The sequence below is a fragment of the Caldinitratiruptor microaerophilus genome (assembly GCF_025999835.1).
Classification (GTDB): Bacteria; Bacillota; Sulfobacillia; order Symbiobacteriales; family ZC4RG38; genus Caldinitratiruptor; species Caldinitratiruptor microaerophilus.
On the sequence record NZ_AP025628.1, the window covers coordinates 1464477 to 1479945 of the forward strand.

General features: G+C 71.8%; 18 protein-coding genes and 2 pseudogenes. 6 read left to right on the top strand and 14 right to left on the bottom strand.

Going from position 1 to position 15469, the window contains the following annotated elements; genetic code table 11:
* The first annotated feature begins 439 nt into the window (after positions 1–439).
* Complete coding sequence (locus caldi_RS07115) at positions 440–910, top strand: stalk domain-containing protein (RefSeq protein WP_264844406.1); 471 nt, start codon at positions 440–442, stop codon at positions 908–910.
* 413 nt (positions 911–1323) lie between these two features.
* Here the strand turns inward: caldi_RS07115 and caldi_RS07120 are convergent.
* A pseudogene (locus tag caldi_RS07120) lies at positions 1324–1632 on the bottom strand (VOC family protein); the annotation flags it as partial.
* Positions 1633–2061: 429 nt separating this feature from the next.
* On the opposite strand from caldi_RS07120, the gene caldi_RS07125 reads away from it, so the two are divergent.
* Together caldi_RS07125 and caldi_RS07130 are read left to right on the top strand one after the other, a co-directional pair.
* Entirely contained in the window at positions 2062–2220 is a 159-nt protein-coding gene (locus caldi_RS07125) for a hypothetical protein (RefSeq protein WP_264844407.1), read from the top strand.
* Between the two features lie 195 nt (positions 2221–2415).
* On the top strand, positions 2416–3825 hold the full coding sequence (locus caldi_RS07130; protein WP_264844408.1) for a methyl-accepting chemotaxis protein: 1410 nt from the start codon (positions 2416–2418) through the stop codon (positions 3823–3825).
* Between the two features lie 158 nt (positions 3826–3983).
* Here caldi_RS07130 and caldi_RS07135 read toward each other — a convergent pair whose 3' ends face one another.
* Genes caldi_RS07135 through caldi_RS07145 form a run of 3 tightly spaced genes read right to left on the bottom strand, consistent with a single transcriptional unit; the run spans position 3984 to position 5029 of the window.
* Positions 3984–4367: a PIN domain-containing protein gene (locus caldi_RS07135; protein ID WP_264844409.1), complete on the bottom strand. Its 384-nt coding sequence runs from the start codon at positions 4365–4367 to the stop codon at positions 3984–3986.
* A 33-nt stretch (positions 4368–4400) separates the two neighbouring features.
* Positions 4401–4799 (bottom strand): type II toxin-antitoxin system VapC family toxin, encoded by a 399-nt coding sequence (locus tag caldi_RS07140; RefSeq protein ID WP_264844410.1) that lies wholly within the window; start codon positions 4797–4799, stop codon positions 4401–4403.
* Positions 4790–5029 carry a hypothetical protein gene (locus caldi_RS07145; RefSeq protein ID WP_264844411.1) on the bottom strand — a complete coding sequence of 80 codons (240 nt, stop codon included), beginning with the start codon at positions 5027–5029 and terminating at the stop codon, positions 4790–4792. The genes caldi_RS07140 and caldi_RS07145 overlap by 10 nt, the downstream gene beginning before the upstream one ends.
* Positions 5030–5300: 271 nt before the next feature.
* Between caldi_RS07145 and caldi_RS07150 the strand changes: the two genes are divergently transcribed.
* The gene (locus caldi_RS07150) at positions 5301–6197 is read left to right on the top strand and encodes a copper amine oxidase N-terminal domain-containing protein (protein WP_264844412.1); all 897 of its coding nucleotides are present in this window, start codon (positions 5301–5303) and stop codon (positions 6195–6197) included.
* 163 nt (positions 6198–6360) lie between these two features.
* On the opposite strand, the gene caldi_RS07155 is transcribed toward caldi_RS07150, so the two are convergent.
* The 6 genes and pseudogenes from caldi_RS07155 to caldi_RS07180 form a co-directional block, all read right to left on the bottom strand.
* Positions 6361–6744 carry a type II toxin-antitoxin system VapC family toxin gene (locus caldi_RS07155; protein ID WP_264844413.1) on the bottom strand — a complete coding sequence of 128 codons (384 nt, stop codon included), beginning with the start codon at positions 6742–6744 and terminating at the stop codon, positions 6361–6363.
* Entirely contained in the window at positions 6741–7004 is a 264-nt protein-coding gene (locus caldi_RS07160; protein ID WP_264844414.1) for a ribbon-helix-helix domain-containing protein, read from the bottom strand. Before caldi_RS07160 ends, caldi_RS07155 begins: the two co-directional genes overlap by 4 nt.
* A gap of 12 nt (positions 7005–7016) precedes the next feature.
* Positions 7017–7496: a VOC family protein gene (locus tag caldi_RS07165; RefSeq protein ID WP_264844415.1), complete on the bottom strand. Its 480-nt coding sequence runs from the start codon at positions 7494–7496 to the stop codon at positions 7017–7019.
* Positions 7497–7740: 244 nt separating this feature from the next.
* Positions 7741–7920 (bottom strand): annotated as a pseudogene (locus caldi_RS07170) (type II toxin-antitoxin system HicA family toxin); the annotation flags it as partial.
* Positions 7917–8132 carry a type II toxin-antitoxin system HicB family antitoxin gene (locus caldi_RS07175; RefSeq protein WP_264844416.1) on the bottom strand — a complete coding sequence of 72 codons (216 nt, stop codon included), beginning with the start codon at positions 8130–8132 and terminating at the stop codon, positions 7917–7919. The pseudogene caldi_RS07170 and the gene caldi_RS07175, both read right to left, overlap by 4 nt.
* Before the next feature lie 208 nt (positions 8133–8340).
* On the bottom strand, positions 8341–8727 hold the full coding sequence (locus caldi_RS07180) for a VOC family protein (RefSeq protein WP_264844417.1): 387 nt from the start codon (positions 8725–8727) through the stop codon (positions 8341–8343).
* A gap of 629 nt (positions 8728–9356) precedes the next feature.
* Here caldi_RS07180 and caldi_RS07185 point away from each other — a divergent pair.
* Positions 9357–9797 (top strand): hypothetical protein, encoded by a 441-nt coding sequence (locus tag caldi_RS07185; protein ID WP_264844418.1) that lies wholly within the window; start codon positions 9357–9359, stop codon positions 9795–9797.
* Between the two features lie 364 nt (positions 9798–10161).
* Here the strand turns inward: caldi_RS07185 and caldi_RS07190 are convergent, their stop codons facing one another.
* The 3 genes from caldi_RS07190 to caldi_RS07200 all read right to left on the bottom strand — a co-directional run bounded on the left by caldi_RS07190 (position 10162) and on the right by caldi_RS07200 (position 12473).
* Positions 10162–10632 (bottom strand): type II toxin-antitoxin system VapC family toxin, encoded by a 471-nt coding sequence (locus caldi_RS07190; RefSeq protein ID WP_264844419.1) that lies wholly within the window; start codon positions 10630–10632, stop codon positions 10162–10164.
* Complete coding sequence (locus tag caldi_RS07195; RefSeq protein ID WP_264844420.1) at positions 10617–10832, bottom strand: ribbon-helix-helix domain-containing protein; 216 nt, start codon at positions 10830–10832, stop codon at positions 10617–10619. The genes caldi_RS07190 and caldi_RS07195 overlap by 16 nt, the downstream gene beginning before the upstream one ends.
* Positions 10833–11237: 405 nt before the next feature.
* Complete coding sequence (locus caldi_RS07200; RefSeq protein ID WP_264844421.1) at positions 11238–12473, bottom strand: ATP-binding protein; 1236 nt, start codon at positions 12471–12473, stop codon at positions 11238–11240.
* 265 nt (positions 12474–12738) lie between these two features.
* On the opposite strand from caldi_RS07200, the gene caldi_RS07205 reads away from it, so the two are divergent.
* On the top strand, positions 12739–14658 hold the full coding sequence (locus caldi_RS07205) for a tetratricopeptide repeat protein (protein WP_264844422.1): 1920 nt from the start codon (positions 12739–12741) through the stop codon (positions 14656–14658).
* Positions 14659–14771: 113 nt separating this feature from the next.
* Here caldi_RS07205 and caldi_RS07210 read toward each other — a convergent pair whose 3' ends face one another.
* Entirely contained in the window at positions 14772–15329 is a 558-nt protein-coding gene (locus caldi_RS07210) for a Uma2 family endonuclease (protein ID WP_264844423.1), read from the bottom strand.
* Between the last annotated feature and the right edge of the window lie 140 nt (positions 15330–15469).

Below are 15469 nucleotides of genomic sequence, written 5' to 3' on the forward strand. Positions count from 1 at the left end.
GGACGGAAGGAACCAAGTTCGCCGCCACTGGTTGGCCTCCAACATAATTGGACGCGAAAGCCTCGATCCCTGCGACGAAACCTTCTAAGCTTGAAAGATTTAGCAGGTCGGGGTGACGGTGCGGAAGGACACGATCAAGGCCCACTGGCAGGCCGTGGCCGACCGAGGTCACCCACCACAACGGTGCCAACCGGCCACATCCCTGTGAACCGGCATGCACACCTCGTGCCTTACGCCAGAGCGGGACCCCGCCATACTGAGTCGACAGGACCGTTACCTCGTGGTCTCGACCGGCTCCCTAAGTGACGGTGGCGTGGCAGCCGGGCGGGCGTGCGCCGGAGCCGGGGCTCCCTGGAGCGCGCGGGCCGCCATGTACGAGGAAACGGGTAGGCCCTGCCTGCCTTGGAAATTCTCACCCTCTGCCGCCGCCTCATCAACCATGGCCGGGGGGCGCCGACGTCCCCCGCCGCCCTCCGCTGACCTGCGGCCCTGGCGCATTCCGCGGCGTCCCTCCCTTGCGCCAGCGCCTCCTCGCCCGACAGCGGAGGCAGCCGGCTGGCAGGTGGGCGTACAGCCGTGGTGCCCGAATCCCCGGGCCCACTCGTTGCCGCCGGCGGAACCCGCCCAGTGTAACACCGATCCGGGCACAAGCACGCGCAGGCCGTCGAACGTGCGCCCCGCGGTTGAAGAGGGCCGCACGCGGGTGCCGGTGCGCAAGCTGGTGGAGGCGCTCGGCGGCAACGTTGGCTGGGACCCGGCCACCGGGGAGGCGACGGTGGTGCGGGGGCCGGTGCGCGTGCAGCTGCGGGTCGGCAGCCGGCTGGCCCAGGTGAACGGGCGCGGGTGCCGCTGGAGGTGTCGGCCCGCATCGCCCCGGGCGGGTAGAGGGTGGTGCCGCTGCGGTTCGTGAGCGAGCAGTTCGGCCTGGAGGTCACGTGGCTGGAGGCGACCCGGACCATCGTCGTGACGGAGGGCCCGCTGGAGTACGGCCCTGCCCGGCGCGGAGGCCGGCGGCGGGCGCCTGCGGAGGCGCGGGAGAGGACGCGATGCACCGCGAAGACCCGGCGACCTGCCGGAGGGGGCAGCCACCGGGTCGCCGTGTGGACAGCCCCACGGGCCGCCGAGGGCCGCGCCGCGGGCGCCCTGGAGCCGCCGTGGGCTGAGGCCGCCCGGGGTCGGGCTTGCCGCGGGCGGGGCCGCCCGGGGGCTGGAGGGCCGGGCAAGGAGCCGGCCACGTCACGGCGCCGGCCGGCCCTGCGGAGGCGTCACCGGTCGGGCAGGCGGAACGCCGGGACCCGGGGGACCGCCAACCGCGGGGGAGCCTCACGCCTCGCTCGCCAGCCCGAACCCGAACTCGTTTCCGTCGGGGTCCCGGAAGCTAGCCCACCACTTCCCCCACGGAGCCTGCTGGGGTGGGGTGGGGAACTCGACACCCCAGGCGCGCAGTTCCTCGTACGTGCGCTGCATGTCATCGCAGAGGAAAACCACGTTGGCGAAGGTGCCGATCCGGTCCTCGTGCCCCTGCGGGGTGAACAGGAGGAGCTTCGTGGTGTCCCCTGGCAGCCGGACCTCGATCCAGCGCGGGGCGTCGGGTCCGGGACCCATCGGCACGTCGGTGATCAGGTCGCAGCCGAGCGTCTGGTGTAAAACTCAAGCGCCCGCTGCTGGTCGGAGATGTAGATGCCGACCGACCGAACCCTCGTGAGCACGCACATCACCTCCACGATTTCGTGGCCCGGCGGGCCGGCCTCGCGCCGCCATGGGGCGGGCCCGGGGGAACGCCGGCCGGGACAGGAGAGCGTTCTCCGGCACCCCGGCGAACCCCTTGCCGGACGGCGGCGGGGCGGCGACGGGGGCCTGGACCCGCGCCGCCGGCGGCTCCGGGCGAGCCGGCTCCCCTTCCCTCCCAGGATGGCCGCGACGTGCGTGGTTGGACCGGGGTCTGTCCGGCCGGACCAACCGGTCCGGCGGATCGGCCAGGGTCGCCGGGGGACGGTCGGCCGGTAAAGATCCGAGGTCGCGTCCGACGACCCGGCGCTGGAGGGGGAGCACCGGGAGGCCGTGCGGCTGCGGGACGCCGGGCAGGCGGAGGTCGCGGTCAGGCAGCTGCGGGCGCGAATGGGCATGGGGCACCTCGATTTGCCGGCGCGGACGGCCCTCGCCGATCGCCTGCGGCACCCGGGTCGCCCGCTCGAACTCGGAAGCGAGGGCCGGGACTAGCCCGGGGGCGGCGGCCTGCGGCACGCGGCCCGAGCGGGCGTCGTGCGCCGGGACGGCGGCCCGAGACCGTCGCCGGACCGAACGCCCCGCCGCGGGGTCGGGCCCTGCCATGGGAAGGAAACGCCGGAACCGGTGTCGTAAGCCACTCCCAGAGTAGACGGTCAGCCGCCGACAGCCGGGAAGGAGATCACCGCGATGGCTGAACCGGTCCCGCTCTCCGGGCGTGCCGCCGCGCCGCCGTCCGACCTCGCCGGGGTCCTGGCCCTGCTTGGAGCCGGGGACATCGCCGGGGCGGTGGAAGGCGCCGCCCGTCTCCCTCCGCACGAGGCGGAGGCCGTGCGCGCCCTGGCGCGGGCGCTCAACGAGCGCTTCGTCGTCGCGGCGCGCGCCGTCTCCGGCACCGTGCTGACCGGGGCAACCCAGCTGCTGGCCAGCGAGGACCTGGCGCAGGAGACCCGCCGCCAGGCGGAGGACATCGCCCGGCTCTCCGGGGCCGCCGAAGGGCTGACGGCGTCCTTTGCCGAGGTCGCCCGGGCGGTCGACGCCGCGTCGGCCGGTGCCCGCGACTCCCTCCGGCAGGTGGCGATCGGGCGGGACAGGGTGCAGGGCGCACTGCGCGCCCTGCGCGAGCTGTCGGACACGTTCGCGGAGGTGCAGGAGCGGGTCCGGGCCCTGGAGGCCGAGGTGGGGCAGGTGGAGTGCGTGCTCGACGTGATCCGCCGGGTGGCCGATCAGACGCACCTCCTCGCCTTCAACGCGACCATCGAGGCGGCGCGGGCCGGCGAGGCGGGGCGGGGCTTCGCCGTGGTGGCCGCCGAGGTGCGCCGGCTCTCGGAGAGCGCCCGCCGGGCCCTCCGCCAGGCCAGCGGCACGGTGGAGCGCATCCGGCAGGGAACCGGGGAACTGGTGGCCGTGGCCGCCGGGGTCGCCCGGCGCGCCGCCGAGGAGGCCACCCGCGCCGACGAGGCCGAGGAGGCGCTCCGGCAGATCGCCGCGATCACCGAGAAGGCGGCGGACGAGCTGGGCCGCGTGGCGCGGGTCACGGGCGAGCAGGCCCGCGCCGTGGACGACATGGCGGTTGCGCTCCAGGGGGTGTCGGCCTCCACGGCGCGGATCGAGGGGCTGGCGGGAACCGTCGCCGGCGCGGTGGCGGTGCTTCAGCGGCAGATGGCCGGCGCCCGGAAGCTCCTCACGCGCATGTCGCTGACCCTGACGGACGACGACGTCCTCGAACTCGCCAAGGCCGACCACCTCCTGTGGACCCACCGGCTGCACAATCTCCTGGCCGGGCGCGACCGCCTGAGGCCCGAGCAGATCCTGGACCCCGGGGCATGCCGCCTGGGCCGGTGGCTGGAGACCTGCGGCCCGGCGTTCCGGAGCCGGGACGCGTTTGCGCGGCTCCGGGTGGTGCACGTGCGGATCCACGAAGTGCCACGGGCGCTCATCACCGCATGGAACGCCGGCCGGAAGGCGGAGGCCCGCCGGCTGTTCGATGAGGTACGGACGCTCTCCGAGGAGCTGCTGGCGCTGCTCGGCGAACTTCAGGAGGCGGCGGCCACGCCGGGGAGCCCGCCACCGGGGACGGGGATCGCACCGGCACGGTGAGGGTGCCGCGCCGCACGCCGGTCCGTGCCGGCTCGCTTTCGCCCGCTTCGGATCTCGCCGGGGTCCTGGCCCTGCTCGGAGCCGGGGGACATCGCCGGGGCGGTGGAAGGTTCCGCCCGCGCGGCGATGGATGCCGGGCTGGGGTCAGGACCCCTTTATCACCACCCGGACGTGTCGAAAAGGCGGGCGCCGGTGCGCTCAAAGTCCCGGCGGTTGTACGTGACCAGCGGGACCTTGTGGGTGATGGCCGTGGCGGCGATCAGGCAGTCGATGAACCCAGGACCGCGCCCGCGTCGCAGCGTGGCCGCCACCTTGGCCTCCTGCGCACCCACTGGCAGCGCGATCAGCGTGTCCAGGAGCGCCGCCGTGCGGGTGAGTTCGTGCTCACGAGCCCCGGCCAGTACCTCCGCAAGGCTCAAGACCGAGCAGCCCAGCGGCCCGTCCGACAGCAAGGTCTGGAGAAGGGCCGTGGTCTGCGGCCGGCCGCGCAGATGCCAGAGGATCACGTCCCTGTTCAGCAGGTACGCGGGTGCGGGCCTCATCGCGTTCGGCGCTCTGCCCGCTCCGGCCTGGTGCTAGAGCGCTCCAGGAGCAAGCACGCGCAGGCCGTCGACCCGGCTGAAGTGCTGGGTGTTCAACGTCAGGAGGGGCCGGGCGTGCCGGAGGCAGATCCCCGCGATCAAAACGTCCGCCAGCCCGATCGGTACCCCTTTCCGCCGGAGTTGCCGCTCCAGCTCCCCGGCGCGAAGCGCTGCCTCGGCGTCGAGAGGGAGCACCTCCAGGGCCCCGGCCAGCGAGCCCAAGCGCCCCGAGAGTTGCTCGAAACCGCCCACCCCGATGGCCAGTTCGAACACGGTGACCGCCGTGAGGCACACCCGTCTTTCCGTGAGAAGGTTGGCGAACGCCTGCGCCTCCGGATCGTGACCCCGGAGGAAGCCGATGACAATGGAGGTATCTGCGACGATCACCGCCATCGTGACCAGGCCTCACGGATGCGTCGCTCGGCCTCACCCGCCTCTTCGGCCGACAGGACGCCGCGAAGCGCGAGGATTTCCTGCACCATGGTCTGACGCCGCTCTTCGTCCTCGAGGTACCGGTCAAGGGCCTCGTTGATCAGCTGGGAGAAGCCCCGGAGCCCGCGGCGGGCGGCCAGAGCCGCCAGGCGGGCCCGCTTGTCGTTTGGCAGGTCGATGGTCGTCCGCACCCGCGCTCCCTCCTTTGCTCCTACATTGTAGTGCACATGCATTCGCATATCACAACGACGACCCCCCTCGCGCGAGTCGCCCTGTGGTCCCGCTACTTCGACTGGAACTGGGCCGCCGGCTGCTCCGGGCGGGAAGCCGGGCGCCGGCCCGCTGCAGGTGGCGGGACACCCCCGGAAACCGGGGCGACAGTTCGTATGGTGTAGTGGGGACCGTCGCGGAGGTCCGCAGCACGAAGGGAAACATGGTTCGGTCCAGAGGAGGGAGCACGCGATGCGGCTGTACCGACTCGTCACGGCCGGGCTGGTCGCCGGGCTCCTCGTGGCCGTGCCGCTCGCCGGCGCTGCGAAGGAGCAGCCACCGGCGGACACGGCGCCCGCCACCGGGGCGCCGGCGGCGGAGACGGGGCAGAGCGCCGGACAGGAGGTGGCCCCGGGCCAGCGGGTCCGGGCCGAGGTGCACGCCCGGGTGGCGAACCGGCTCCGGGCGATGGTGGAAGAGGGGATCGTCCGCAACGAGAACGCGCAGGCGAACCTGGAGCGGGTGATCCAGCGGCTCACGGCGGAGGCGGTGGCCGCCGGCGACGCGGCCTCCGAGGCGGAGGCGCTCGCGCAGGTGGAGGAAGCCCTGCAGGCCGGCGGGGACGGGCTGACCCCGGCGGAGCTGGATATCCTGGCCGAGGTGCAGGCCCGCCTCGGCAAGCGCGCGGAGGCGATGGAGACGCTGCGGACCCGGCTCACGCGCAACGCCCGCACCCGGGCGGCGCATGAGAAGCTCGTGGCCCTGGAGGCCGCGGCGGGGACGCGGCAGGACCTGGACACCTTCGTGGCCGGCAAGAAGGTCGACTGGGACGTGCGGCCGGCGGTGGAAGAGGGCCGCACGCTGGTGCCGGTCCGCAAGCTGGTGGAGGCGCTCGGCGGCGACGTCGGCTGGGACCCGGCCACCGGGGAGGCGACCCTGGTGCGCGGGGCGGTGCGCGTGCAGCTGCGGGTCGGCAGCCGGGTCGCTCGGGTGAACGGGCGCGAGGTGCCGCTGGAGGTGCCGGCCCGCATCGCCCCCGGCGGGCGGCTGGTGGTGCCGCTGCGGTTCGTGAGCGAGCAGTTCGGCCTGCACGTGACGTGGCTGGAGGCGACCCGGACCATCGTCGTGACGGAGGAGCCTCTGGAGTAGGTTCGCGCCCGGCGTGGGTGCCGGCGGCTACGGCCCGTGGAGGCATGGGCGAGAGCGGTGGACGCGAAGACCCGGCGACCTGCCGGCAGGGGCAGGCGCCGGGTCTTCGTCTTGCCAGGCCCCACGCACCGCTGGGGATGGCGCCCCCGGCTGCCGTCCTCGATCACCACCCGGACGTGTCGAAAAGGCGGGCACCGGTGCGCTCAAAGTCCCGACGGTTGTACGTGACCAGCGGGATCTTGTGGGTGATCGCCGTGGCAGCAATCAGGCAGTCGATGAACCCAGGGCCCCGCCCGCGCCGCAGCGTGGCCGCCACCTTCGCCTCCTGCGCACCCACTGGCAGCGCGATCAGGCTATCGAGAAGCGCCTCTGTACGGGCGAGTTCGTGTTGCCGAGCCCCGGCCAGTACCTCGGCAAGGCTCAAGGCCGAGCAGCCCAGCGGCCCGTCCGACAGCAGTGTCTGGAGAAGGGCCGTGGTCTGCGGCCGCCCACGCAGATGCCAGATGATCACGTCCGTGTCCAGCAGGTACGCGGGTGCGGGCCTCATGGCGTTTGGCGCTCTGCCCGCCGGCGTGCCTCACGAATGGCCGCGGCGGTGCCTTCCAGAGTATCCGGCAATTCGGGGTGATCCTCACTGCGCCACGTGCCCGCCGTGCTCTCCAACGCCCGGCGCTGCCGGCGCCGCGCGAGTTCCTGCGCCGCCGCCTCGACGATGAACCGGGTGCGCCCGCCGGTGCCCACCAATTCGTCGATCGACTTGATAAGGTCCTCCGGGAAGCGCAAGGGAACCATGCGAGTCCTGGACATGCCGGCCGCCCCCTATATATACACCTCGTATATATAGTACCCGATCACCGCCGACGGTGCAAGCAGAGAAGAGGCGGTGCTCAACCCCACGGCACCCCACGGCGGCTGCGACGACAGGATCGCCGGGCCCTCCTCCTCCCTCCCGGCTTCAGCCAGCCAGAACCGCCTTCCGCCGTTCAGGACGCAGATGCTCGCTGGGGATGGCCCGGCCGGCTGCCGGGCAGGGCCGCGGCCCCACGCCTCGCTCGCCAGCGCCAGGCCGTACTCGTTGCCGTCGGGGTCCCGGAAGGTGGCCCACCACTTCCCCCACGGCGCCCGCTGGGGCGGGGTGGGGAATTCCACACCCCGGGCGGTCAGCTCGGCGTACGTGCGCTCCATGTCGTCGCGCAGGAAGATCACGTTGGAGAAGGTGCCGATCCGGTTCTCCTGCCCCTGCGGGGTGACGAGGAGGAGCTTGGGTGTCGCAACGACCCAGGTGCGAGCGGGCGCCACCGTCGATCCGATGGAAGTGCCAGGTGTCCGAAATCACGGGCGGCCAGCCGCCCCGAGACGTGGTCCCAGCGGCCTTTGTCATACAGGTCGCACGTTCGGCTCTGCGTGTGTTATCTTGAACCCAGGACATGGGGAATGGGGGAGACGCGGAGCATGGCGGAAGTGAAGCTGGACCTCCCGCCCGAGGTCCGCCCTGAGGAGGCCCGGCTCCTGCTGGGGAGCGATTCCTGATTTCTACGTCTCGGAGAATCTTCAAGAGCAGCCCTTTACCGATTTCCTGGCCTGGGTGAACCGGAACCGTTACTGCGCGACCATCTGGATGCCGGAAGCGAGAATGACTTCCTCGCTGACGTACCCTCTGGAAACCGAGTTGCAACAGCACGCGAATCAGGTCCGAGGCCGTCACAGGAGGAAGTCTGGTCATGGAATAACAACCTTTTGCACACCGACAAACTCGGGTAGGACGGCCGCCGTCTCCGGTTCATCCTCCAGGCACAGCTCGATAACCTCACGGATGTTCGACATCAGCTCGTCCAGGGTTCGACCCTGAGCGTAACAACCCCGTAGCTGGGGAACCTCCCCTACATAAAAACCGTCTTCATCCCGCTCGACCACAACATAAAACTCCCGCGCCATGGCTTATTCACCTCTTTCGAAGCTACCCGGCGTGAATGGCCCCTCAAACCCCATTTTACCCCACGGCACCCCACGGCGGCTGCGACGACAGGATCGTCGGGCCCTCCCCCTCCCTCCCTGCTTCAGCCAGCCAGAACCGCCTTCCGCCGTTCAGGACGCAGATGCCCGCTGGGGATGGCCCGGCCGGCTGCCGGGCAGGGCCGCGGCCTCACGCCTCGCTCGCCAGCGCCAGGCCGTACTCGTTGCCGTCGGGGTCCCGAAAGGTGGCCCACCACTTCCCCCACGGCGCCCGCTGGGGCGGGGTGGGGAATTCCACGCCCCGGCCGGTCAGCTCGGCGTACGTGCGCTCCATGTCGTCGCTGAAGAAGATCACGTTGGAGAAGGTGCCGATCCGGTTCTCCTGCCCCCGCGGGGTGACAAGGACGAGCTTGGTCGTGTCCCCGGGTAGCCGGACCTCGATCCAGCGCGGGGCGTCCGGGCCGGGGCCCATCGGCATGTCGGTCACGAGCTCGCAGCCGAGGACCTGAGTATAGAATTCCAGCGCCCGCTGCTGGTCGGAGACGTAGATGCCGACCGAACGGACTCGGGTGAGCATGCGTTTCGCCTCCCGGGCTCGGGTAGAACGTGGCACGCCGGGACTGGGGAGTCGCCCGGTCCCGGACGGCACCCCGAAGGCGTTCGGCACGGGCGGGACAGACCCCTGCCGGAAACGCCCGGCAGCCGGACAGCGGCGCTGCGCCGCCCGCGGGACTCCCCGCCACGGGGTGCCCGAAAGCCCGGTGCTCGCCGCGGTGTGGAGCGGGTGCGCGGGGGCGGGCCGCATGGCATGTGGGGCTCGGCCCGCTGGCGTGCCTCCCGAATGGCCGCGGCGGTGCCTTCCACAGCGTCCGGCCATTCGGGGTGATCCTCGCTGTGCCACGTGCCCGCGGTGCTGCCCAGTGCCTGGCGCTGCCGGTGACGCCCGTGTTCCTGCGCCCCCGCCCCAACGATGAACCGGCTACGGCCGCTGGTGCGCCCCGGGCAGTGATTGTCGCATGCCGGCGGCCGCCTGAACAGCGCCTGGCGGCTGCTGAGACAGAAGATGCAGGGAAGCCGGCTAACCTCACCAGGGCCGGCCCCCAGGACCCCTTGACACACGGCTGCCTTCTCTGGTAACGATTGGAGTGTACCGGTACGGTGAGAGACTTGGTCGTGACAAGGAAAAGAACCGCAGGGGGGCGGCTCGTGGAAGAGACCGTGAAGCTTCTGAGGTCGATCCTCATCCGGCTCGGCCAGGCTCTCGCACAGGCCGACGACCACGGCACCGGCACCACGGGCAGGGAGGGTCGCACGGGTCCCGCCGCGGAGCGGCCGGGTGAGCCCGGCGCGCAGGCAGACCAGCCCGCTGACCCTGTCGCTGCGCCCAGGGAACGGTTGGAGTGGCTGGCACGGCGGCTGTACGAGTTCGAACAGTGGGGGAAGGAGGCGGAACAGCGACTGGCCCGGCTCGAAGAACGTGTCGATCAGCTCGAGAGGCGCCTGGAGGTCCTGGCAGCTTCCACCCCCGTGTTCCCGGCAGAGGTTCATGAGTGCCCTGGCAGACTCGACAGGCGCTTCGTCCGTGTGGTGAGGACATGGATGGAGGACCACGCGGCCATGGTCCGCCTGAAGTGGAGAGAGAACTGACGCCGAGTCCGGCGCGGCGGCCGCGCCGTCCCAGTCCGCGTCGGGCGGTCTGTGATCGGCGGCACGACGCCCCCCTGTCCCGTGCGTCCGCGTCGTGTCCGTCGCCGTGGAGGATGGCGGCCAGGGTGCCCGGATCGTCCGGTGGCCAGGTCACGACGCCTGCGCCGACGGCCTCCCGCACCCGGGGATCGTGCTTGCGGTACGCACGCCGGAACTCATCCGGCGCAAGGGCGACGGGCTCGAGGCCGCCCCATTCCCGGCTGGCCACGGGCGTTGCCGCGGCACCGGGTCACGCCTGCTCGGCCGTGTACCGCGGGACCCACCGGGGTCGGGGCCGACGTGGCCGGCGCCCGTGCGGGACGGGTCACGTCCACGTCAGGCCCAGTCGGGACGCGAGCGACTCCGGGGTCTCGACCCGGAGTCCGCTGAGCCCGGTGAACGCGCTGACATCATGGGTGCACACGGTGCGAACGCCGTGCGCGTACATCTGGGCCGCGAGGAAGTAGTCGTAGATCGCTTGCGCCGCCGGCTTGTGCTGCTTTACAAGGGTTTCCAGGTAATCCAGGACGTCCGTTGTCACGGGGAGTACCGTCAAGTGGGAGCGGTAGATGTCCACCTGGGCCCACGCCGTCTCGGGGTCCAGGGGGTGGTGCACGCGTCTGCGATCCGTCAACACCGCGTACGTCTCCAGCAACACCTGCGGTACCACGGCCAGAGGCACGCGGCGATCCAGCGCGGCCTCGAGCAGGGCTCGGCTCACTCTGTGCTGAGGGACGTCCTCGTTCAGGGCGTAGACAAGGACATTCGTATCCACCAGGATCAGCCCCGGTTCCAATCCTGGTACCACTCCCTCCGGGTCCCCAGGTCCCTGTTCCCGAGCCGGAACTTCCCCAGAACGGGCCGTGGCGGGATCAGGTAGCGTTCCAGCGCCTCGAGTACGAGGTCGTTCTTGGAACGCCCGGTGAGCTCGCTGATCCGGTCAAGTCGCTCCAGGAGCGGCTCCTTGCCTTTTGGCACGTAGATGTTGAGTTGCATGGGCATCCCTCCCCGGATCAGTATCCCCTAGTGAATATGTCTAGTCAATACGCGTGGGCGTCCGGTCAAGGAGCACCAACCCGGCGACGCTTCGAGGCGGACGGGTATCACCGCCACAACGCCCGCGCCCGGGCGGCATAGGCGAAGCTCGTGGCCCTGGAGGCGCCGGCGGACCCGGCAGGACCTGGACACCTTCGTAGCCGGCAAGAAGGTGGACTGGGACGTGCGGCCGGCGGTGGCAGAGGGCCGCACGCTGGTGCCGGTCCGGGACAAACCCCTGCCGGAAACGCCCGGCAGCCGGACAGCGACGCTCCGCCGCCCCCGGGACTCGCCGCCACGGGCTGCCCGAAGGCCCGTTGCTCCCGGCGGTGTGGAGCGGGTGCGCGGGGAGGGCCGCCTGGTCCTTCAGGACAGTAGGAGGCCGAGGGGCAGCGCCCAGAGCCGGTCGCCGAGTTTCACCGCGGCGGTTCCGTTATGCGCCAGGACGGCCGCACGGCAGTTCGGGGTCGCATGCAGGAAGGCCCGCAGGCCGGACAGATCTCGTTCCGTCCAGCGGGTGGCGGCCTTCAGTTCGATGGCCATGACCTCCCGGCCCGCCTCCACGATGAAGTCGACCTCGTGCCGACCCTGCACGTGCCAGAACGAGAGGCGGGCCTCCGGCCACCGCGACTCCAGGATGGCGGTGATCTCCGCCGCGGCGTGGGTTTCGAACAGCGCCCCCCACAGGGGGTCCCGCTCCAGCGCCCCGGCCGTGCCGATGCCGGCCAGGTGGCAGGCCAGGCCGGAATCGGTGATGTAGATCTTGGAAGACTTGATGAGCCGGCTCGCCCGGTTCTTCAGGTACGGTGGGAGGCGACGGACGACGAACGACGCCTCCAGGACGCCGAGGTAGCGCCCCGCCGTCGTCGGAGCGATACGGGCGTCACGGGCGAGTTCGCTGACGTTCAGGATCTGTCCGGTCCGCAGGGCAGCGAGCTGGACGAACTGGCGGAAGGTGATGAGGTCTGCCACCTGGGTGAGCTGGCGAACGTCTCGTTCGAGGTACGTCTGCTCGTATCCCCGGAACCACAGAGCCGGGTCGGTTCCGGGGTCGAGGCAAACGGGAGGCATTCCCCCCCGGAAGACGTCCGAGGCCGTCACGGGCGCCACCTCGGCTTCTTCCCGTGGCAGCTCCAGCGTCCGGAAGAACCGGCGGAGATACGGTTCGGCTTCCACCCTACCCGAGATCTCCCTCCGGGTGAAGGGGGAAAGCGTCAGGTAGACGGCTCTCCCTGCCAGGCTCTCCGTGATGTCCCGGAGAAGTGCGAAGTTGGCCGAACCGGAGAGAAGGAACCGCCCCGGGGTCCGGTCCTCGTCCACCATCCGCTTGATCACGGGCAGGAGCTCGGGGCACTTCTGCACCTCGTCGACGGTGACCGGGCCGGTACCCGCCAGGAAGGCCTCGGGGGCGCGCCGGGCGGCCTCGAGCTGGGCGAAGTCGTCGAGGGACACGTACCGGCGGCCGGCCAATTGCGGCTGGCGCCGCAGCAGCGTGCTCTTGCCCACCTGGCGCATGCCCGTGACCACCACCACGGGCATGGCGCGCAGCGCAGCGAGGAGTGCCGGCGTCAGGTCACGCTCACGATACGCTGGTGCTGTCATAGTGAATCAGATCGTATTGTCATTTTGACGCTGTGTCAAGGGGGATGATGACACCCAAGCCCGGCCCGTCACCGACGCAGGCCGTCCGCGCGGTGGGCCGGTCGGGTTGATCCGCAGTCCCGCCGGCCGGAGATCCCCTGCGTGGGCACCCGCCGGGCGGAATGCCCGCCGGGCGGAAGGAAAGGGACGAGCCGGGCACGAACGGACACGTCAGCAACCCCGACAACGAGGTGAAGGAACCGCCGTGGCAGACGCGGATCGCAGAATGGCCCGAGCCGCCGGACTGCTGGAGAAGGGGCAGGAACTCCTGGGCCGCGGGGACCTGGCCGGGGCCGAAGCGCGCTTCCGCCGGGCCGCGCGGCTCTACCCGCTGCCGCCGGCCTACAACAACTGGGCGCTGTGCCGGTATGACAGCGGAGACCCCGCAGGGACCTTGCGCGTGCTGGAGCCCCTCTTGTCCGACCCCGCCCCCCTCCCCTTCACCCGCGCCCTGGCCAGCATGGCGGCCTGGGACCTCGGACGCCGGGATGAGGCCCGCACGCGCCTCCGGGAGTCAATCGCTGACCTGGACCGCGGCCTGGCGCGGCCGGACCAGCGGCCGCTCGCTATCCCCACGTCCACGTGGCTGGAGTACACGGTGATGGTGCTGCGGGCCGCCGGAACCCTGGGCGAGCATCGGCTGGTGCTGGAGCTGCACGCCCGCTGGCCGGGGCGGGACATGCCCGACCGGGGCTACTACGCCGGGGTGGCGCTGTGGAACCTCGGCCGCCACGCGCAGGCGGCGCGCCAGTGGCGCCGGGTCGACCGCCTCGACTGGCTGGAGCGCATGGAGGCCTACGCCCAGGTCGCCGAGATGGTCGACGCGGGGGCGCTGCCGCCGTTCCCGCTCGACTACCGGCCCCCGGTGGGACCCGATACCCAGGTCCCGAAAACGCCCGAAGAGGTGGAACGGTTCTCTGCCCGAGGTTCTGTGCGTCTTCACCTGCTTGCTGTCGCACTGATGGAGGGTTATCCCGACGCCCGGGCCGTCGTCAGCGGCCTGGTGCGCTGGGGCGGCGACTGGGGCCTGGAGCTCGGGCGCCGTCTGCTCCGGGCGAGCACGCTGCCGCTGCCGCTCAAGATCGCCGCGGCCCGCGCCCTGATGGATCGGGGGGCCGTCCCGCCGGACCGGCCCCTGGAGGTGATCCACGAGGGTCGCCCGGTGACGGTGCGGCTGCAGGCGTTCGAGGTGGTGCCCGACGACCCGGCGCTCGAGAAGGAGTACCGGGAGGCGATCCGGCTGCGGGACGCTGGGGAGACGGAGGCGGCCATCCGCCGGCTGCGGGCCCTGATGGACACTGGCCGCCTCTACCCCCCGGCCCTGCTGGCGCTCGCAGGGCTCCACCGGAAGCGGGGCGATCTCGACGAGGCGCAGTCCCTGCTGGAGATCCTCGAACAGGCCTACCCGGACGAGCCCGCCGTCCTCCTGCGCCTGGCGGACCTGTGGCTCGACCGGGGCTACCCGGAGACGGCGCGGGCGTACGTCCGGCGGGTCGACGCCAAGCGGCTTTCCGAGCCCCTCCGCACCTTGCACCGGTACGTGCTGGACCGGCTCAGGGAGGCGGGGTCGGCCCTACCCGTGGTCCCGGACGTGCACGTGCTGGGGGACGTGTGGCGGGAGGAGATCGAGGACCGGCCCATCCCCCTCGACCTGACCCTGGCCCGCGCGCTCCGCTCGGTGCCGGTGCAGTGGCTCAACTGCACGGCTGCCGAACTGGGGGTCGAGGCCGTCCGGCGGCGCCGGGAGCGAGAGCAGCGGGTGGAGGCCGCCCTTCGCTCGCCCGAACGGCTGCAGGCGCTGGTGGAGGGGATCGAGCCGCAGGCCCGCGAGGCCCTGCAGTTCCTGCTCGATGCGGGCGGCTGGGCCAAGGTGCAGGTCCTCACCCGCCGCTTCGGCCCCATGGACGGGGACGGCTTCTGGTGGGACGAGCGCCCGCCCGTGTCGGTCCTGGGGCGGTTGCGCGCGCGGGGGCTCGTCTACGTGGGGCGCGCCCGACTGCCGGACGGGCGCCGGCATCGGGTGGCCGTCGTGCCGGTCGAGCTGAGGGACCTTCTCGCCGGGCCGGCCGGGGCGCAGGCGGCCGCGGCACGGGAGCGGGCGAGCGGCGAAGGCCGCCCGGAAGGGCCGGAAGGGGAGTCCTCTTGACAAGCGGTCCCTCGATCTGGTAATTGTTGGAGTGTAGCGCCACGACCGGGGAGCGCGGGGTCAGCGGCCAGGGCGCCCGGATCGTCCGTGCGACCGCAGCTTCTGCCACCGTATCACGGCTCTCCGAAGAGCTCGGCAAGCCGGCAGGCGAAGCCGGGCAGCACGGGCTCCTCGACTACCGCCTCCGGCGCCGACCAGATCCTCGGTTCTTCGCCCGGCGCATGCCGCGTCAGGGTCCGGGCCTCGGGGTCCACGACCCATACGGCCCGCACACCGGCCTCCAGGTACTGGCGTACCTTCCGGCTCAGGTCTGGCTCCGAGGGGTCATGGACCTCGACCGCGAGGTCGGGCGGTACGGCGGTGAAGCCACGCTCGTCGCCGACGCGGGCCTTCCGCTCGGCGGAGTAGAACGCCACGTCGGGGGCGCGCAGGACGTCCGGCGAGCGGCGGAGGAGGAAACCGGGCTCACCGGCGAGGACCTCGCCCGACCGGGAGGCCACGACAAAGTTTCCGAGCAACCGGGCGATCGCGGCCGTTACCTTCCCGTGCCTCCACCCCGCCGGCGCCATGATGACCAGCTCCCCCTCGTCGATTTCGTAACGCCACCCTTCCGGGAGCCGGTCCAGTTCCTCCGCGGTCCAGGGCTTCCTCGTGCCGGTGCGCATGCTCATCGGCCAGGCCCCCTTTTCTCCTCACTGCCAGTCTAACACGGCCGGGAAGCCGTCGCACGGTTTCGCCCGGGCCGGCCGTCCGTTCCCGGCTGCCGGGGGTCGCCACCGCCCGGGACTTGCGGTACCATGGGACGAGACGT